This is a genomic window from Aeromicrobium sp. CFBP 8757, from assembly GCF_014841755.1.
In the GTDB taxonomy this organism is placed as follows: domain Bacteria; phylum Actinomycetota; class Actinomycetes; order Propionibacteriales; family Nocardioidaceae; genus Aeromicrobium.
Window position 1 is genome coordinate 302,283 of record NZ_JACYUM010000003.1, and the last position, 17,300, is coordinate 319,582.

The window sequence follows — 17,300 nt, forward strand, 5'->3', positions numbered from 1 at the left end:
GCACCGAGCAGCAGGTCCGTGGTTCGCCCACGTGATGACCACGGGCCGAGCGAGCGCGGCCTAGAAGAACGCGTTGCCGCGCTCGACGAGCAGCTTGTAGAGCGTCTGCTGGATCGTCTCGCGCACCTGGTCGGTGACGTTGAACAGCAGCATGGGGTCGTCGGCGGCCTGCGGCTCGTAGGCGTCGGTGCGCACGGGCTCGCCGAACTCGATGATCCACTTGCTGGGCAGGGGCACGAGGCCGAGGGGGCCGAGCAGCGGGAAGAACGGCGTGATCGGCAGGTACGGCAGGCCGAGCAGGCGGGCCAGCGACGGCACGTTGCCGACGAGCGGGTAGATCTCCTCGGCGCCGACGATCGAGACCGGCACGATCGGCACCTGCGCGCGCATCGCGGCCGAGACGAAGCCGCCGCGGCCGAAGCGCTGCAGCTTGTAGCGCTCGGCGAAGGGCTTGCCGATGCCCTTGAAGCCCTCGGGCCAGACGCCGGCCAGCTCGCCGCCGCTCAGGAGACGTTCGGCGTCCTCCTGGCAGGCCAGCGTGGCGCCGACCTTGCGGGCCACCTGTCCGACGACGGGCAGTGCGAAGACGAGGTCGGCGCCCAGCGGGCGCAGGTTGCGTCCGGCGTACTTCTTGACGGCGTAGCCCGTGATCAGTCCGTCGAGCGGGACGGTGCCGGAGTGGTTGGCCACGAGCAGCGCTCCCCCGTCCTCGGGGATGTTCTCGACGCCGCGCACCTCGAGGCGGAACCACTTCTCGGCGATGGGCTCGACCGCGGCGGTCAGCACCTGTGCGATCTCGGGGTCGAAGCCGAACTCGTCGACCTCGTAGGATCCGCCCAGACGCTTGCGCACGGTCGACAGCAGCGTCGCGACGCGTGACTCCCAGTCGGAGCCCAGCACCCGCTGGGCGGCCTCGATGACGGCCACGAAGATCTCGTCGATCGGGATGCCGGCCGACAGCGGCGCCGCGCCGGCCGTCCGGGTGCGACGCGCGGCCTCCTCGGCGGCGGCGGCCGCAGCGGCTGCGGCGTCCTCGTCGGTCACGGCCCGCAGACGGGGCGAGGTCGGGCGCTCGCCCGTGGGGGGTGCCGTCGTCTTCTTCGCCGCGGTCCTGCTGCCGGCCGCGGTCTTGCGGGGGGCGGCGGCCTTCTTGGCCCCCGTGGCCTCGGGGGCGGGCGAGGCCGGCGTCGCGGGGGCCTTCTTGGCCTTCGCGGCGGGCTTGCGCGCCGCGGTGCCGCCGGCCAGCGCCCGCGCGGCCGTCGACGGTGACGTCTGCCGGTTGCCGCGTCCGGGCGTGCCGCCCGAGCCGATCGTCGTGCGGTCGTCGTTCACGCGCGCCTCCCCAGGCCGGACAGGATGCCGGGACGCAGCGCCCGGCCGAAGTCGTCGAGGGTCTCCTCGGACGTGCGCTGCAGCTCGTAGCCGAAGATGTCGCGCAGCGCCGAGGTGTCGACGGCGCGACCGAAGGTCAGCAGACGGTGCAGGTCGGGCGGGATGTCGGAGCCCATCGCGCGCACGAAGCGGCGCGCCGCCGGCGCGAAGCCGAGCCGGGGCATCGGCACGAGCGGACGTCCGAGGCGGCGGGCCACCTGGCTCAGCAGCACGACGCCGTCGCCGGCGGCGTTGAACGTGCCCGGGCGGTCGTGCTCGACGGCCTCGCCCAGGATCGACAGCGCGTCGTCGAGCGACAGGAACTGCAGGCGCGGGTCGAAGCCCAGCACCGACGGCAGCACGGGGTTGCTGAAGTAGTTGCGCAGCGGGGTGTCGACCTCGGGGTGCAGGACCTGCGCGGCCCGGATCGTCGTGATGATGACGTCGGGGCGGCGCCGGGCGAAGCCGCGGACGTACGACTCGACCTCGACGATGTCCTTCGGGAAGCCCGAGCGGACGCCGCTGCGGGCCAGGAGCGACTCGGTGAACATGGCCGGGTCGCGGGGCGACGAGCCGTAGACCGCGGCCGACGACCCCAGCACGACCTTGCCGACCGTGCCGGACCGCTGGCACGCGGCCAGCAGCTGCATCGTCCCGATGACGTTGAGCTCCTTGCCGCCGACCCGCCCGCGCTGCGGGGGGTTGACGTCGAGGTGCACGACGGTGTCGACGTCCTCGACCGCGATGACCTTGCCGATCACGGGGGTGCGGATGTCGGCCCTCACGAACTTCATGCCGCCGAGGTCGACGTCCGGGAGGATCGTGTCGATGCCGACGACCTTGTCGATCCCGGCGGCCTCACCGAGCTCGACGAGCCGGCGGGCCACCAGGGACGCGAACGAGCCAGCCACGCCTGTGACAAGGACGACCCGGCTCATGACGGTGTGGGGCTACTTGCCCAGACGGCGACGCTGCACGCGCGTGCGCTTGAGCATCTTGCGGTGCTTCTTCTTCGACATCCGCTTGCGCCGCTTCTTGATGACTGAACCCACGGGTCACAACTCAATTCTTGTCGGCCGCGCGCACGCGGCATGCTTCGTCCAACACGGTGTTCGTCTGAGACGTGGTGCCACGCTCGGCGGGACATGGCCGCATGGCCTGCGCCCCGGGTCGTGGCTAGCGATCAGCCTACACGGCGGGTGCGGTGACCGCCGATGCCGACCACCGGCCGGCGACGGGCGGGATCGGGCGTCGGCGACGCTCAGCCGGCCTCGAAGTAGGACTTGCCGAGGAAGGCCGTGACGGCGTGCTCGGGGACGCGGAACGATCGACCGACGCGGACGGCCTCGAGCTCGCCGGAGTGCACGAGACGGTAGACCGTCATCTTCGACACGCGCATCTGACTCGCCACTTCGGCGACGGTCAAGAACGTCGGTCCGGGCGCCACGTCACCACCTGCTTCCTGAGGGGCACGCGCGCTCTCTGGCTTCCCCACCAGAGAAACAGCGCGCGTGCCTTCGACGAGACTAGTGCCTCGCGACACTTCCGCGACAGTAGTTGTCCAAATTGACCGAGAGCCCGGCAGGAGAGGCCGGATCGGGGCTCACGGCAGGGGGTCGAGGCCGTTCAGCGGGAAGACCGCCTCGCGGGTCGCGTGGATCGAGCGGTCGAGCCAGCTCGCTGGGTCGTAGCCCTGCTCCCACGCCCGGTAGCCGACGGCCCGGCCGTCGGTCATGCGCAGCGGACCGGGTTGACCGCGCATCTCGTGGATGCGCTCGCGCCACCGCTCGGGCGTCTCGGCCCGGGGGTCGAGCGGCGTGCCGGCGACGATCGCCATGAGGTGGGCCCAGGCGCGCGGCACGACGTCCATCACGGCGTAGCCGCCACCGCCGGTCGCGACCCACTTGCCGCCGCACACCTCGTCGGCCAGGGCCTTGAGCGCCAGGTAGGACGCCCGCTGCCCGTCGACGCTGAGCATCAGGTTGGTCAGCGGGTCGTCCATGTGGGAGTCGCAGCCCTGCTGCGTGACCAGGATGTCGGGGGCGAACTCGCGCACCAGGGCGGGCACGACGGCGTGGAAGGCGCGCAGCCACCCCGCGTCGGACGTGCCGGGCGGCAGGGGGATGTTGACGGCCGATCCCTCGGCCCCCTCTCCCCCGGTCTCGGTCGAGAACCCCGTGCCCGGGAACAGCGTCTGGGGACCCTCGTGGATCGAGATCGTCAGGACCCGCGGATCGTCCCAGAACATCTTCTGCACGCCGTCGCCGTGGTGGGCGTCGACGTCGACGTACACGATCTTCTCGGCGCCGTTGTCGAGCAGCCAGCGGATCGCGAGCGCGACGTCGTTGTAGATGCAGAAGCCGCTCGCGCTCGTGGGCATCGCGTGGTGCAGGCCGCCGCTGATGTTGATCGCGCGGGGCGCCTGCCCGGTCCAGACGCGCCGCGCCGCCTCGACGCTCGCGCCGGCGACCAGCGCGCTCGCCTCGTGCATGTGCGCGAACACCGGGTTGTCGTCGCCGCCGAGCCCGACCGACAGGTCGGTGTACGTCGGGTGGTCGCTGAGCTTGTGGACCTTCTCGATGTAGCTCGCGGAGTGGATCAGGTGCAGCTCGTCGTCGGTGGCCGGGGCCGCGCCCACGACCTCGAGCCCGTCGACGATGCCGAGCTCGTCGGCCAGGGCCATCGTGAGGTCGACGCGCACGGGCGCCATGGGGTGCGTGCGGCCGAAGTTGTACTGCAGGAACTGCTCGTCGTAGACGATGCAGGCCCGATCCGGCGCGTGCCCTGTGGCCTCGGTCATACCGATGAGCCTATGCCGGGCCCGACAGCTCGGCGGACCGGGCTGCCGCCGCGGCGACGCCCGCCACGAGTCCGTCGCGGACCCCACGCTCGTCGAACGTCGTGATGGCGGCGTGCGTCGTGCCGTTCGGCGAGGTGACCCGGCGGCGCAGCTCCTCGGCCGTCTCGTCCGAGGTCGACAGGAGCTTGGCGGCACCCACGAGCGTCTGGGCCGCCAGGGCGCGGGCCGTCGGCTCGTCGAGTCCCTCGGCGACGCCGCCGGCGATCATGGCCTCGGCGAGGTAGAACACGTAGGCCGGTCCGGAGCCCGACACCGCCGTCACGGCGTCCTGCCGGCTCTCGTCGACGACGACGACCCGTCCGCCCGACTCGAGCAGCGCCACGACGGCAGCGAGCTGATCGTCGGTGACGGACGCTCCGGGCGAGACGCCGAACATCCCCTCGCCCACCAGCGCGGGGGTGTTGGGCATCGCACGGACGACCGCGACGCCGTCGGGCAGCGCGGCGGTCATGGCGTCGATGCGGATGCCGGCCGCGAGCGACACGACGGTCGCGGACGGCCGGACCGACGGGGCGATCTCGTCGAGCAGCGCCGGGACGTCCTGCGGCTTGACCACGAGCAGCACGACGTCGGCGTCGGCGACCGCCTCGGCGTTGCCCGTCACCTCGACGCCGTACGCGTCGCGCAGCTCGGCGGCGCGCTCGGCGCGCTTCTCGCTGATGACGACGTCGCCGGCCGCGTGGCCGGCCGACAGGATCGCCGACAGGAGGGTCTCGCCCATGACGCCGGCACCGAGGATCGCGATCCGTTGACTCATGGCCCTCACCCTAGTGTCGGCCGGCGGGCGGAGGGGTCAGGTGCTCGCGTGCAGGCGCGTGAAGGCCAGCGCCTCGAGGAGGTCGACCTCGCGCTCGGCCTGGTCCTTGGCCTTGCGGGTGTTGATCTCGACCACGATCTCGCCGTCGAAGCCCGAGGCCGCGACGGTCTCGAGGAACTCGCGGCACGGCTGCGTGCCACGCCCCGGCACCAGGTGCTCGTCCTTGGCCGATCCGCTGCCGTCGGCGATGTGCACGTGCGCGAGCCGCTCGCCGGCCGCCCGCGCCATCGCGACGGGGTCGTCGCCGGCCGTCGAGCTGTGCGACAGGTCGAGCGTCACGTGCGCGTAGTCGTGCTCGACCGGGTCCCACCCGGGTGCGTAGGCCTGGAACTCGCGCTTGCCGGTGCGCCACGGGTACATGTTCTCGACGGCGTACGTGATGCCGTGCCGGGCCTCGAGCTCGGCGATGCCGTCGACGAACGTGCGGGCGTAGTCGCGCTGCCAGCGGAACGGCGGGTGCACCACGACGACCGAGGCGCCGACCTCGTGCGCCATCTCGGCGCTGCGGTGCAGCTTCTCCCACGGGTCGGAGCCCCACACGCGCTGCGTGACCAGCAGGCACGGCGCGTGCACCGAGACGACCGGCATCTCGTGGAACGCGCTCAGGGCCTTGATCGCGGTGATGTCGGCGCTGACGTCGTCGATGCCGACCATGACCTCGACGCCGTCGTAGCCGAGCCGTGCCGCGGCCTCGAACCCGCTGGCCGTCGACCCCGGGTAGACCGAGGAGGTCGACAGAGAGACGCGGATGGGGACGGGCACGCCCCCAAGAGTAGGACGGACGACCTCAGAGGGCGTCGAGGTGCTCGAGCAGGACGCCCTCGCGCAGCGCCCACGGGCAGATCTCGAGCTCGGTCAGGTCGAACAGGTCCATCGCGGCCTGCGCGACGATCGCGCCGGCCTGGATCTGGTGCGCCCGGTCGATCGAGACGCCCGGCAGCCGGCCGACGTCCTCGGGCGACATCGTCCGCAGCTGGTCGACCAGGTGCGAGAGGTCGTCCTTGCGCAGCACGCGCCGCACGTACCGGCCGTCGGACGACGGCGCCGCGCCGCAGATGCGCGCCAGCGACCGGAACGTCTTGCTCGTGGCGACCGCGCGGTCGAACGTCCCGCCCCGCAGGATCGCGCCGGCCTCGTCGGCGATGCGCGAGCGGACGTGCAGCCGCAGCTCGGCGTTGCTGCGCCCGGCCGCGAGCCACTCGCGCGTGAGGCGTCCGGCGCCCAGCGCCATCGACTGCGCGATGTCGGGCGTCTCGTCGGCGCCCGCGGCGATCTCGAGGGAGCCGCCGCCGATGTCGAACACGCCGAGCCGTCCGGCCGACCAGCCGAACCAGCGGCGGACCGCCAGGAACGTCAGCCGGGCCTCGTCGGGACCGGCCAGCACCTGCAGGTCGAGCCCGCTGGCCTGGTTGACCGCCGCGATGACGTCGTCGACGTTGACGGCGTCGCGCACCGCCGACGTCGCGAACGCCAGGATCGTGGTGCAGCCCTTGTCCTCGGCCTCCGAGCGCGCCTCGACGGCGTACTTCACGAGCCGGCTGATGCCCTCGGGCGTCATGGCCTGCTCGGCGTCGAGGTGCTCGGCGAGCCGCAGCGGCTCCTTGTAGGAGTGGGCCGCGACCGGGGGGCCCCCGCGGAACGCGTCCACCACCAGCAGGTGGCCGGTGTTGGAACCGATGTCCAGGACGCCCATGCGCATGGGCACCATCCTCGCACCCCCGCGATGCACTGCCGCACGCGGCAAGGCCGCGTAAAGTGCGTGAGATGCCAGAGGTCGAGCTCGGATTCCCCCGGACGTTCGTGGAGTTCACCAGTCCCACCGACCCCGACGAGGTCTTCCGCTGCGACCTCACGTGGCTCACGTCGCGCTGGACGTGCATCTTCGGGCAGGGCTGCCCCGGCATCTACGAGACCAGCCCCGACGCCGGCTGCTGCACGCTCGGCGCGCACTTCTCCGACGACGACGACGTCGAGCGCACGCGCGCCGTGATGGAGCAGCTGACGCCCGCCCAGTGGCAGCACCACGACGAGGGACGACGCGGCGGCTGGACCGAGACCGACGACGAGGGCGACCTCAAGACCCGCGCCTTCGAGGGTGCCTGCATCTTCCACAACTCGCGCGACTTCGAGGGCGGCTACGGGTGCGCGCTGCACGGCTTCGCGCTCGACAACGACCTCAAGCCGCACACCGTCAAGCCCGACGTGTGCTGGCAGCTGCCGCTGCGCCGCCAGTTCCGCGACGTCGACCGCGGCGACGGCAGCACGTACACCGAGACGCAGATCGGCGAGTACACCCGCCAGGGCTGGGGACCGGGCGGGGCCGACCTCGACTGGTACTGCTCGTCCAACACCGAGGCGCACGTCGCGCCGGAGCCCGTCTACGTCACGAACCGCGACGAGCTGACGGCCCTGATGGGCGAGGCCGGATACGCCGAGCTGGCCCGGTATTGCAGGCAGCACGAGGTGCGCGGCGCCAATACACCACACCCCGCCGACCCCGTCCGATGACCCCCTGACGCGGGCCGGGTGCGGGCTGGGTCAGAATGCCGTATGCACCTCGACCACGTCTCGTTCGCAGCCGGCCCCGACGGCCTCGCCGGCACGACCGCCGAGCTCGGCCGGCTCCTCGGTGCCACGTTCCTCGACGGTGGTGCGCACCCCCGCTTCGGCACGCGCAACATGATCCTGCCGCTGAGGAACCAGCAGTACCTCGAGGTCGTGGAGGTGCTCGACCACCCCGCGTCCGACAAGGCCGCCTTCGGGCAGGTCGTCCGCGAGCGCTCCAACGCCGGTGGCGGCTGGATGGCGTGGTGCGTGTCGGTCGACGACATGACCGAGGTCGAGCGGCGCATCGGACGTCACGCGGTGCCCGGCAACCGTCGCCGTCCCGACGGCTTCAACCTGCAGTGGCGCCAGATCGGCACCAGCAGCATGCGCGCCGACCCGCAGCTGCCCTACGTCACGGCGTGGGACATCGACCCGTCCGAGCACCCGTCGCAGATGGCCGAGTCCGAGATCGAGCTCGTCGCGCTCGACATCGCCGGATCGCCGCAGCGCCTGTCCGACTGGCTCGGCGAGCCCGCGGTCGACGCCCTCGAGACGATCGACGTCAACTGGACCGCCCCGCACGGGCTGCCCGGCATCATGGCGGCCACGTTCCGCACGCCGACCGGCGACGTCCGCATCTGACGGACGCCGGGGGTCGGGCTAGGAGAGGCCGACCCGCTGCTGGTGCGCCAGCTCGAGCTGCGGCGCGACCTCGGTGAGGTGCCCCCGGCGCCACAGCGAGTGCACCCACACGGCGGCGAGCACCGAGCCCAGCGCGCCCAGCGACATGTCGCTGAGCGTGTCGGCGTAGGCGCCGAGGCGCTCGGGCGACCAGCGCAGGAAGGCGAAGTACTCGGCGATCTCCCACACCAGCGCGGCGCTGACGCCGAAGGCCAGGGCGCGCTCGACGACGGCCCCGAGGCTCGACGAGCGGTGCATCGTGAGCAGGACCACCGCTGCGGTCAGCAGCCCCGTGTTGACGAAGTGCACCCAGTTGTCGAACGAGTCGACCGAGTCGTACAGGTTGAGGACGTTGCCGAAGATGTCGGCGAAGCACGCGAACGTCACGAGGAAGTCGGCGACCCACGGGAACGAGGCCCGCTGGCGCCACCACGTGAACCAGATGAACGGGATCGCGAACGCCGCGACGGGGTAGCCGATGACGCGCGGCACGAGCCCCTTGCCGTCCATGTTGCCGAAGCCCGGCACGAGGATCGCGAGCCCCAGGAGCAGCACGAGCCCGGTCTTCGCCGCGATGTCGGCGGACCTCAGGACGGGCGGCGCGGGGTACCGCGTGGCCATGGCGACAGACGACATAGGAGGAGTTTAGGGGGCGGACCCCCTCGTCGCCGCCACCGGACGACCGGGCGCTGTCCGACCCCCCGCCTAGGCTGACGGCATGGCCAGCACCAAGACCGTCCGCCCCGCCTACGTCTGTGCCGAGTGCGGGTGGACGACCAGCAAGTGGGTCGGCCGCTGCGGCGAGTGCCAGGCGTGGGGCACGGTCGACGTCGCGGCGCCGGCACGCACCGGTCGCACGCAGGCGGCGCCCGTCACGACGCCGGCCGTGCCGATCAGCCAGGTGCAGGTCGAGTCGGCCCGGTCGGTGGGCTCGGGCATCGGCGAGCTCGACCGCGTGCTGGGCGGCGGTGTCGTGCCCGGCGGGGTGCTGCTGCTGGCGGGCGAGCCCGGCGTCGGCAAGTCGACGCTCCTGCTCGAGGTCGCGGCGCGGTGGGCCCGCGCCGGGCGTCGCACGCTCTACGTCTCGGGCGAGGAGTCGGCCGCGCAGGTGCGCCTGCGGGCCGAGCGCACCGGCGCCGTCGACGACAACCTCTACCTCGCGGCCGAGACCGACCTGGGCGGCGTCCTGACGCACGTCGAGACCGTCGCGCCGTCGCTGCTGATCGTCGACTCCGTGCAGACGATCGGCTCGGCCGACGTCGACGGCGTGCCCGGCGGGGTGACCCAGGTGCGCGAGGTCGCGTCGGCGGTCATCCAGCGCGCCAAGCGCGACGACATCGCGACGCTGCTGGTCGGGCACGTCACCAAGGACGGCTCGGTGGCCGGGCCGCGCGTGCTCGAGCACCTGGTCGACGTGGTGCTGCAGTTCGAGGGCGACCGCAGCTCGCGCCTGCGCCTGCTGCGCGCCGTCAAGAACCGGTTCGGCCCCGTCGACGAGATCGGCTGCTTCGACCTGGTCGACGACGGCATCGTCGAGGTGCCCGATCCCACGGGGCTGTTCGTGTCGCGCCACGAGAAGCCCGTCGCCGGCACGTGCGTCACCGTCACGATGGAGGGTCGCCGGCCGCTGCTCGCCGAGGTGCAGGCGCTCAGCGTCGCCTCGTCCACGCCGTCGCCGCGCCGCACGTCCAGCGGTCTGGACTCCTCGCGGGTCGCGATGATCCTGGCGGTGCTGACCAAGCACTGCGGGCTCAACCTCGGCCAGCTCGACGTCTACACCGCCTCGGTGGGCGGCGCCCGCCTGGTCGAGCCCTCGGTCGACCTCGCCGTCGCGGTCGCGACCCTGTCGGCCGTGTCGGGCCTCGCCGCCCCCAACGACCTCATCGCGATCGGCGAGGTCGGGCTCGCGGGCGAGGTGCGCAAGGTCAGCAACCTGTCCGCCCGGCTGCGCGAGGCCGAGCGCATCGGCTTCCGCCGCGCCGTCGTGCCGGCGGGCTCGGAGGGGCTCGACGCGTACTCCGGCCAGCTGTCGATCCAGGCCGTCCACACGATCGGCGAGGCGATGCTCTGTCTCGATGAGTCACCCAGGGCCCCGCGCCCCGTAGACTGACCGCGATCCGGGCCCGTCCGGGCCGATCGAGGAGGACGTGTCATGGCTACTGCCGCCGAGCGCCACGCGGCGACGCTCGACGCATCCACCCGCATGCGCGCGACGCTGTCGTCGGTCGCCCCGGGCACCTCGCTGCGCGAGGGGCTCGAGCGCATCCTGCGCGGGCGCACGGGAGCCCTCATCGTGATCGGCCACGACAAGAGCGTCGAGGCGATCTCGACCGGTGGCTTCCGGCTCGACGTCCCCTTCACCGCGACGGGGCTGCGCGAGCTCGCCAAGATGGACGGCGCGATCGTGCTCGACAAGGACGCCAGCCGCATCGTGATGGCCGGCGTGCACCTGATGCCCGATCCGTCGATCCCGACCCAGGAGACCGGCACCCGGCACCGCACCGCCGACCGCGTCGCCCGCCAGACCAACGTCCCCGTGATCTCGGTGTCGGCCTCGATGCACATCATCGCGCTGTACCTCGACGACCTGCGGCACGTGCTGGAGGACACCGGCGCCGTCCTGGGCCGCGCCAACCAGGCCCTGCAGACGCTCGAGCGGTACCGCAACCGCCTCGACGAGGTCAGCGACGCGCTGTCGGCCCTCGAGATCGAGGACCTCGTGACGGTGCGCGACGTCTCGGCGGTCGCCCAGCGTCTCGAGATGGTCAGCCGCATCGCCGGCGAGATCGACACCTACGTGCTCGAGCTCGGCACCGACGGACGTCTGCTGGCGCTGCAGCTCGAGGAGCTCATCGGCGGGGTCGACGCCGAGCGCGAGCTCATCATCCGCGACTACATGCCCACGGGGCGTCGGGCCCGCCCGCTGGAGGCCGTCCTGGCCGAGCTCGCGGCGATCGAGTCGACCGACCTGGTCGACCTCGGCGGCGTGGCCCGCGCGCTGCGCATCGGCACCGAGGAGACGCTCGACGGCCCCCTGGCGCCGCGCGGCTACCGCCTGCTCGCCCGCATCCCCCGTCTGCCGATCCCGGTCGTCGAGGGTCTCATCGAGCACTTCGGCTCGTTGCAGAAGCTCCTCGCGGCCAGCATCGAGGACCTGCAGAACGTCGGCGGCGTGGGCGACCTGCGCGCCCGCGGGGTCCGCGAGGGCCTCTCGCGGCTCGCCGAGTCGAGCATCCTCGAGCGCTACGTGTAGCTAGTCGGCGGGCGTGACCGGGGGCTCGTCCGAGGGCTGCTCGGGCGTCCCGGACGTCGCGGCGTCCGGTGCGGGTGCCGTCGGCGCGGGTGTCGTCGGCGCGGCCGGGTCGGGGGTCGCGGGGGCGGCGGGCGGCGCCGTCGTCCTGGCCGGGGCCGGACGCGCGTCGAGGGAGAACTTCGTCTCGCCCGGCTCGCCCCCCAGGGTGCCGATCTGCAACGTGTAGGTGCCCGCTGCGGCCCAGCCCTGGTTGCTGGTGCAGTTCGAGCCCGAGCCCCGGCCCGTCCACTGCACCGTCGACAGCGTCGACCACTGCGGCGACAGCTGCACCGGCGCGCTGAGCAGCGACGTCTTGCACACCGTCGAGTCCCACACCGGCGTGCCGTTGGCGCTGATCACGGCGATCGCCTCGGCGTCGTCGGGCTGGAGCGTGCAGGCCGTCTCCTCGGTCGAGCTGACGACCAGCCCGATGTCGACGGGCCCCTTGGTGAGCTGTCCGGGTCGGACGCTGGGCGTGATGCGCACCTTCTCGGGGTCGCACGGCGTCGCGGCCGAGACCACCGCGACGTCGACGAGCCCGTCGACCGTCTGCACCGGCGCGGCCGGGGTCGTGGGCGCGGTGGCCGTCGCCGACGCGCGCGCCGTCGGGGTGCCCGACGCCTGCGCGGGCTCGCCGTCGTCTCCTCCGCCGGTGAGCTGCAGGACGCCCCACACGATCGCGATGACGACCGCGACGAGCAGCAGACGCCGTCGCCAGTAGATCTCTGCTGGCAACCGGCGCTGACTCACGGTGCCACGATAGGCGGCGACGTGCGCGTGCGAAGATCGACGCGCCATGACGTCGCCCACGCCCCTGCCCCGGTCCGTCGACCCGGCGCTCCTGCACGACCGCATCACGGCGTGGTTCGCCTCGGCGGCCCGCGACCTGCCGTGGCGTCGCGGGGTGTCGCCGTGGGCCGTGATGGTCTCGGAGTTCATGCTGCAGCAGACGCCCGTCGCACGGGTGCTGCCCGTCTACGAGGCCTGGGTGCAGCGCTGGCCGACGCCGGCCGATCTCGCCGCGGAGCCCGCCGGCGAGGCGGTGCGCGCCTGGGGCCGCCTGGGCTACCCGCGACGGGCCCTGCGCCTGCACGCCGCCGCGACCGCGATCACGCAACGGCACGGCGGCGACGTGCCGACGTCCCGCGACGAGCTGCTGGCGCTGCCGGGCGTCGGCGACTACACCGCGGCCGCGATCACGTCGTTCGCGTTCGGCGGCCGGGCCGTCGTGATGGACACCAACATCCGGCGGGTCTTCGCGCGCGTCGTCGGAGGCGTCGAGCTCCCCGCGCCCGCCGTCACCGCCGCGGAGCGGCGGCTCGCCACGTCCCTCCTCCCGGCCGACGACGCCCACGTGTGGGCGGCCGCGACGATGGAGCTGGGCGCACTGGTCTGCACCGCGCGGTCGCCGCAGTGCGGGGTCTGCCCCGTGGCCGACGCGTGCCGCTGGCGAGCGCTCGGGCACCCGGCGCACGACGGCCCGGCCCGACGGGGCCAGTCGTGGGAGGGCACCGACCGACAGTGCCGCGGACGGCTCCTGGCCGTGCTGCGCGACGAGACCGGGCCCGTGCCCTCAGCGGCCCTCGACGCCGTGTGGCCCGAGGCCGTGCAGCGTGCGCGGTGCCTCGACGGGCTCGTCGCCGACGGGTTGGTCGAGCCGGTCGGCGACGACTCGTTCGCGCTACCCGGCCACCGCTGACGCGAGGTCGTGCACGACGGCGCGCGCGACGTCGGCGTCGTCGAGGGGCCCGTCGAGCATCAGCCCGTTGAACGTCGCGTCGACCAGGGCCGCCAGGCGAGGAGCCGCGCCGTCGGCCGCGCCGGAGGCCCGCAGATGGTCGGCGATGGCGTCGAGCCACACGGCGTTGGACCGGCGCACCGAGGTCGCGTACGGCTCTCGTCCGAACAGTCCCAGCGCGGCGGCCTCGACGTACATGCGCTGGCACCGCAGCAGTGGACCGGACGTGAAGACGTCCCACAGCCCCGTGACGGCCCGGGCCACGGTCGCCGCCGGCGGCAGCGACCTGATGGCCGCGATCGACCGGTCGTTGGAGACGTCGAGCACGGCGTCGACGAGCTCGTCCTTCGAGCCGAAGTGATAGATCAGCATGCGGTCGCTCGTGCCGATCGCGGCGGCGAGAGGACGCAGGCTGAGCCCGATCAGCCCGTGCTCGAGCGCGTGGTCGGTGGACGCCTGCGCGAGGTCGTCACGCTTGCCCATGGCCTCAACGTAGCACCTGCTACAGTCTTGTAGCGCTCGCTACACACCCGACAGGACGTCCCATGCTCGTCGCCGCCGCCCTCCTGGCCGTCGCCATCACCTCCGAGGTGCTGGCCACCGCCGCCCTGCCCCGGGCCGAGGGGTTCACCGACCTCCGCTGGACCGCCGCCGTCGTCGCGGGCTACGCGCTGTCGATCTGGCTGCTGACCCTCGTCGTCCGGCAGATCCCGGTCTCGGTCACCTATGCGATCTGGGCGGGGGCCGGCACCGCAGCCATCGCGGTCGTCGGCGTCGTGTTCCTCGACGAGCCGGTGACGGTGCTCAAGGTCGTGGCGATCTCGCTGATCATCGCCGGCGTCGTGCTGATCAACCTGCAGGGCTCGCACGCCTGAGACCGGGCACACGACGAGGCCCCCGCCGCCAGGTGGCGACGGGGGCTCGACGTGAGGTGACTAGTCGCCGCTGGGGGCGCCGGCCTCGACAGCCGGGGGCACGTCGGGCATCTCGAGCTCGAGCTCGGCCTTGCCGCGGCCCTCGAACGTGAACACCGCCTCGGCACCCTCGCCCTCGACACCGACCAGGACGATCTGACCGGGGTGCAGCTCGCCGTAGAGCAGCTTCTCGGCCATGACGTCCTCGATCTCGCGCTGCACCGTGCGGCGCAGCGGACGGGCACCCAGCACCGGGTCGAAGCCACGCTTCGACAGCAGGTCCTTGGCCTCCATCGTGAGCTCGATGTTCATGTCCTTCTCGGCCAGACGCTTCTCGAGCGACGCGATCATCATGTCGACCATCTGCAGGATCTCGTCCTGCGTCAACGGCGGGAAGACGATGATCTCGTCGACACGGTTCAGGAACTCGGGCCGGAAGTGCTGCTTGAGCTCGATCGAGACGCGCTCCTTCATCTTGTTGTACGACCCCGCGGTGTCGCCGGCCTGGCTGAAGCCCAGGTTGACGCCCTTGGAGATCTCTCGCGCACCGAGGTTGGTGGTCATGATGACGACGGCGTTCTTGAAGTTGACGACGCGTCCCTGACCATCGGTCAGGTGACCCTCCTCGAGCACCTGCAGCAGCGAGTTGAAGATGTCGGGGTGTGCCTTCTCGATCTCGTCGAACAGCACGACGGAGAACGGCTTGCGGCGCACCTTCTCGGTGAGCTGGCCACCCTCCTCGTAGCCGACGTAGCCGGGAGGCGAGCCGAAGAGGCGCGAGACGGTGTGCTTCTCGCTGTACTCCGACATGTCGAGCTGGATCAGGGAGTCCTCGTCGCCGAACAGGAAGTTCGCCAGCGCCTTGGACAACCACGTCTTGCCGACGCCCGAGGGCCCGGCGAAGATGAACGATCCACCCGGACGCTTGGGGTCCTTCAGACCCGCGCGCGTGCGGCGGATGGCCCGTGACAGGGCCTTGATGGCCTCGTCCTGGCCGATGACCCGCTCGTGCAGCTCGGCCTCCATGTTGAGCAGACGGCTCGACTCGGCCTCGCTGAGCTGACCGACGGGGATGCCGGTCGCCTTGGCCAGCACCTCGGCGATGAGCTGCTCGTCGACGACCGCGACGGTGTCGAGGTCGCCGGACTTCCAGGCCTTCTCGCGGTCGACCTTGGCCGTGATGAGCTTCTTCTCCTCGTCGCGCAGCGAGGCGGCGGCCTCGAAGTCCTGCGCGTCGATCGCCCCCTCCTTGCGGCGACGGACGTCGGCGATCTGGTCGTCGAACTCCTTGAGCTCGGGCGGCGTCGCCATGCGGCGGATGCGCAGGCGGGCGCCGGCCTCGTCGATCAGGTCGATCGCCTTGTCGGGCAGGAACCGGTCGGAGACGTAGCGGTCGCCCATCGTCGCCGCGGCCACGAGGGCCTCGTCGGTGATGGAGACACGGTGGTGCGCCTCGTAGCGGTCGCGCAGGCCCTTGAGGATCTCGACGGTGTCGCTGACCGAGGGCTCCTCGACGACGATCGGCTGGAAGCGACGGTTGAGGGCCGCGTCCTTCTCGAAGTGCTTGCGGTACTCGTCGAGCGTCGTCGCGCCGACGGTCTGCAGCTCTCCGCGCGCCAGCATCGGCTTGAGGATGCTCGCGGCGTCGATCGCGCCCTCGGCGGCACCCGCACCGACGAGGGTGTGGATCTCGTCGATGAACAAGATGATGTCCCCGCGGGTGCGGATCTCCTTGAGCACCTTCTTGAGGCGCTCCTCGAAGTCACCGCGGTAGCGCGAGCCGGCCACGAGCGCGCCGAGGTCGAGCGTGTAGATCTGCTTGTCCTTCAGCGTCTCGGGCACGTCGCCGCGGACGATGTCCTGCGCGAGGCTCTCGACGACGGCGGTCTTGCCGACGCCGGGCTCGCCGACGAGCACCGGGTTGTTCTTGGTGCGTCGCGACAGCGTCTGCATGACGCGCTCGGCCTCGTCGGCCCGGCCGATGACCGGGTCGAGCTTGCCCTCGCGGGCGGCCTGCGTCAGGTTGCGACCGAACTGGTCGAGGACGGCCGACGAGCTGGGCTGGCTCTCGCTGGGCGCACCGGCGGCCTCGGCCTCCTTGCCCTGGAAGCCGCTGACCAGCTGGATGACCTGCTGGCGGACGCGGTTCAGGTCGGCGCCGAGCTTGACGAGCACCTGTGCGGCGACGCCCTCGCCCTCGCGGATCAGGCCGAGCAGGATGTGCTCGGTGCCGATGTAGCTGTGGCCGAGCTGCAGGGCCTCGCGGAGGCTGAGCTCGAGGACCTTCTTGGCACGCGGCGTGAACGGGATGTGCCCGCTCGGGGCCTGCTGGCCCTGCCCGATGATGTCCTCGACCTGGCCGCGGACGGCCTCCAACGAGATGTCGAGGCTCTCGAGCGCCTTCGCGGCGACGCCCTCGCCCTCGTGGATCAGGCCGAGGAGAATGTGCTCCGTGCCGATGTAGTTGTGGCTGAGCATGCGCGCCTCTTCTTGGGCGAGCACGACCACGCGACGAGCACGGTCGGTGAATCTTTCGAACATTCTTCCCCCTGGGGTGGAGTATCCGACCAGTTTAGTCGGCTCTGGAAATCCGCGCGCCGGATGCCCATTGCTTAACCCAACCGTCATGCCGTCCCGGACGTTCCCCCGTTCGCCGTCGGCGTAACCGTCATCTTCCAACCGCCGCGCTTTACCACGGTCCCGTGGTAAAGCGCGTCCGCCCGCGGAAGATCTCCCGCGGGCGGACGCGGCTTCCGTGGGGAAGCAGAGGCGATCGGACGGTTTACCACGGTCCCGTGGTAAACCGCCGCGGTCACTCGGCGTCGAGGTCGGCCTCGACGAGGGCGGCGATGGTCTCGACGGCGGCGGCGTCGTCGGACTCGACGACGACCTCGGTGCCGTGGCCGGCCCCCAGCGTCATGATCATCAGGGCCGAGCCGGCGTCGACGGCGTCGCCGCCGACGAGGGCCAGCGTGACGGGCACGTCGATGTCGGCGGCGGCCGCCGCGATGGTTCCGGCGGGCCGGGCGTGCAGTCCGACGGACGAGCCGACGGTCACGGTCTTGCTGGGCATGGGTGCT

The 17,300-nt window shown here is 72.1% G+C and carries 19 protein-coding genes; 6 read left to right on the forward strand and 13 right to left on the reverse strand.

The window, feature by feature from the left end; translation table 11 throughout:
• Positions 1-60: 60 nt before the first annotated feature.
• From IFT73_RS11110 to IFT73_RS11145, 8 genes are all read right to left on the reverse strand, one after another.
• Positions 61-1,332, reverse strand: a complete 1,272-nt coding sequence (locus tag IFT73_RS11110) for a 1-acyl-sn-glycerol-3-phosphate acyltransferase (protein ID WP_192167663.1) — start codon at positions 1,330-1,332, stop codon at positions 61-63.
• Positions 1,329-2,309 (reverse strand): NAD-dependent epimerase/dehydratase family protein, encoded by a 981-nt coding sequence (locus IFT73_RS11115; RefSeq protein ID WP_056605755.1) that lies wholly within the window; start codon positions 2,307-2,309, stop codon positions 1,329-1,331. The genes IFT73_RS11110 and IFT73_RS11115 overlap by 4 nt, the downstream gene beginning before the upstream one ends.
• A 12-nt stretch (positions 2,310-2,321) precedes the next feature.
• Positions 2,322-2,423, reverse strand: coding sequence for a 30S ribosomal protein bS22 (locus IFT73_RS11120; protein ID WP_019143756.1), 102 nt, complete (start codon positions 2,421-2,423; stop codon positions 2,322-2,324).
• A 209-nt stretch (positions 2,424-2,632) separates the two neighbouring features.
• Positions 2,633-2,818, reverse strand: coding sequence for a helix-turn-helix domain-containing protein (locus IFT73_RS18995; protein WP_157432466.1), 186 nt, complete (start codon positions 2,816-2,818; stop codon positions 2,633-2,635).
• 156 nt (positions 2,819-2,974) lie between these two features.
• Entirely contained in the window at positions 2,975-4,171 is a 1,197-nt protein-coding gene (locus IFT73_RS11130; RefSeq protein WP_192167664.1) for an acetoin utilization protein AcuC, read from the reverse strand.
• Positions 4,172-4,181: 10 nt separating this feature from the next.
• Positions 4,182-4,988, reverse strand: coding sequence for a pyrroline-5-carboxylate reductase (gene proC / locus IFT73_RS11135; protein ID WP_192167665.1), 807 nt, complete (start codon positions 4,986-4,988; stop codon positions 4,182-4,184).
• A gap of 36 nt (positions 4,989-5,024) precedes the next feature.
• Positions 5,025-5,810 carry a TIM barrel protein gene (locus tag IFT73_RS11140; protein WP_192167666.1) on the reverse strand — a complete coding sequence of 262 codons (786 nt, stop codon included), beginning with the start codon at positions 5,808-5,810 and terminating at the stop codon, positions 5,025-5,027.
• 25 nt (positions 5,811-5,835) lie between these two features.
• Positions 5,836-6,747 carry a Ppx/GppA phosphatase family protein gene (locus tag IFT73_RS11145; RefSeq protein WP_192167667.1) on the reverse strand — a complete coding sequence of 304 codons (912 nt, stop codon included), beginning with the start codon at positions 6,745-6,747 and terminating at the stop codon, positions 5,836-5,838.
• 65 nt (positions 6,748-6,812) lie between these two features.
• Between IFT73_RS11145 and IFT73_RS11150 the strand changes: the two genes are divergently transcribed.
• Positions 6,813-7,556, forward strand: coding sequence for a hypothetical protein (locus IFT73_RS11150; RefSeq protein WP_056609911.1), 744 nt, complete (start codon positions 6,813-6,815; stop codon positions 7,554-7,556).
• Between the two features lie 42 nt (positions 7,557-7,598).
• Entirely contained in the window at positions 7,599-8,237 is a 639-nt protein-coding gene (locus tag IFT73_RS11155; protein ID WP_192167668.1) for a VOC family protein, read from the forward strand.
• A gap of 18 nt (positions 8,238-8,255) precedes the next feature.
• Here IFT73_RS11155 and IFT73_RS11160 read toward each other — a convergent pair whose 3' ends face one another.
• A complete protein-coding gene (locus IFT73_RS11160) occupies positions 8,256-8,912 on the reverse strand; it encodes a hypothetical protein (RefSeq protein WP_192167669.1) in 657 nt (218 codons plus the stop codon).
• Positions 8,913-8,994: 82 nt separating this feature from the next.
• On the opposite strand from IFT73_RS11160, the gene radA reads away from it, so the two are divergent.
• Positions 8,995-10,386, forward strand: a complete 1,392-nt coding sequence (gene radA, locus IFT73_RS11165) for a DNA repair protein RadA (protein WP_056605733.1) — start codon at positions 8,995-8,997, stop codon at positions 10,384-10,386.
• A gap of 42 nt (positions 10,387-10,428) precedes the next feature.
• On the forward strand, positions 10,429-11,529 hold the full coding sequence (disA, locus tag IFT73_RS11170; protein WP_056605732.1) for a DNA integrity scanning diadenylate cyclase DisA: 1,101 nt from the start codon (positions 10,429-10,431) through the stop codon (positions 11,527-11,529).
• Here the strand turns inward: disA and IFT73_RS11175 are convergent, their stop codons facing one another.
• Positions 11,530-12,318 carry a hypothetical protein gene (locus IFT73_RS11175; RefSeq protein WP_192167670.1) on the reverse strand — a complete coding sequence of 263 codons (789 nt, stop codon included), beginning with the start codon at positions 12,316-12,318 and terminating at the stop codon, positions 11,530-11,532.
• Positions 12,319-12,364: 46 nt separating this feature from the next.
• On the opposite strand from IFT73_RS11175, the gene IFT73_RS11180 reads away from it, so the two are divergent.
• On the forward strand, positions 12,365-13,267 hold the full coding sequence (locus IFT73_RS11180; RefSeq protein WP_192167671.1) for an A/G-specific adenine glycosylase: 903 nt from the start codon (positions 12,365-12,367) through the stop codon (positions 13,265-13,267).
• Here the strand turns inward: IFT73_RS11180 and IFT73_RS11185 are convergent.
• A complete protein-coding gene (locus IFT73_RS11185; RefSeq protein ID WP_192167672.1) occupies positions 13,250-13,789 on the reverse strand; it encodes a TetR/AcrR family transcriptional regulator in 540 nt (179 codons plus the stop codon). The genes IFT73_RS11180 and IFT73_RS11185 overlap by 18 nt on opposite strands.
• A 62-nt stretch (positions 13,790-13,851) precedes the next feature.
• Here IFT73_RS11185 and IFT73_RS11190 point away from each other — a divergent pair, with 62 nt between their 5' ends.
• Positions 13,852-14,181, forward strand: coding sequence for a multidrug efflux SMR transporter (locus IFT73_RS11190; protein ID WP_192167673.1), 330 nt, complete (start codon positions 13,852-13,854; stop codon positions 14,179-14,181).
• Between the two features lie 60 nt (positions 14,182-14,241).
• Here IFT73_RS11190 and IFT73_RS11195 read toward each other — a convergent pair whose 3' ends face one another.
• Positions 14,242-16,761, reverse strand: coding sequence for an ATP-dependent Clp protease ATP-binding subunit (locus tag IFT73_RS11195; protein ID WP_056605720.1), 2,520 nt, complete (start codon positions 16,759-16,761; stop codon positions 14,242-14,244).
• A 271-nt stretch (positions 16,762-17,032) separates the two neighbouring features.
• The gene (locus IFT73_RS11200; RefSeq protein ID WP_056605717.1) at positions 17,033-17,293 is read right to left on the reverse strand and encodes an HPr family phosphocarrier protein; all 261 of its coding nucleotides are present in this window, start codon (positions 17,291-17,293) and stop codon (positions 17,033-17,035) included.
• Positions 17,294-17,300 lie beyond the last annotated feature (7 nt).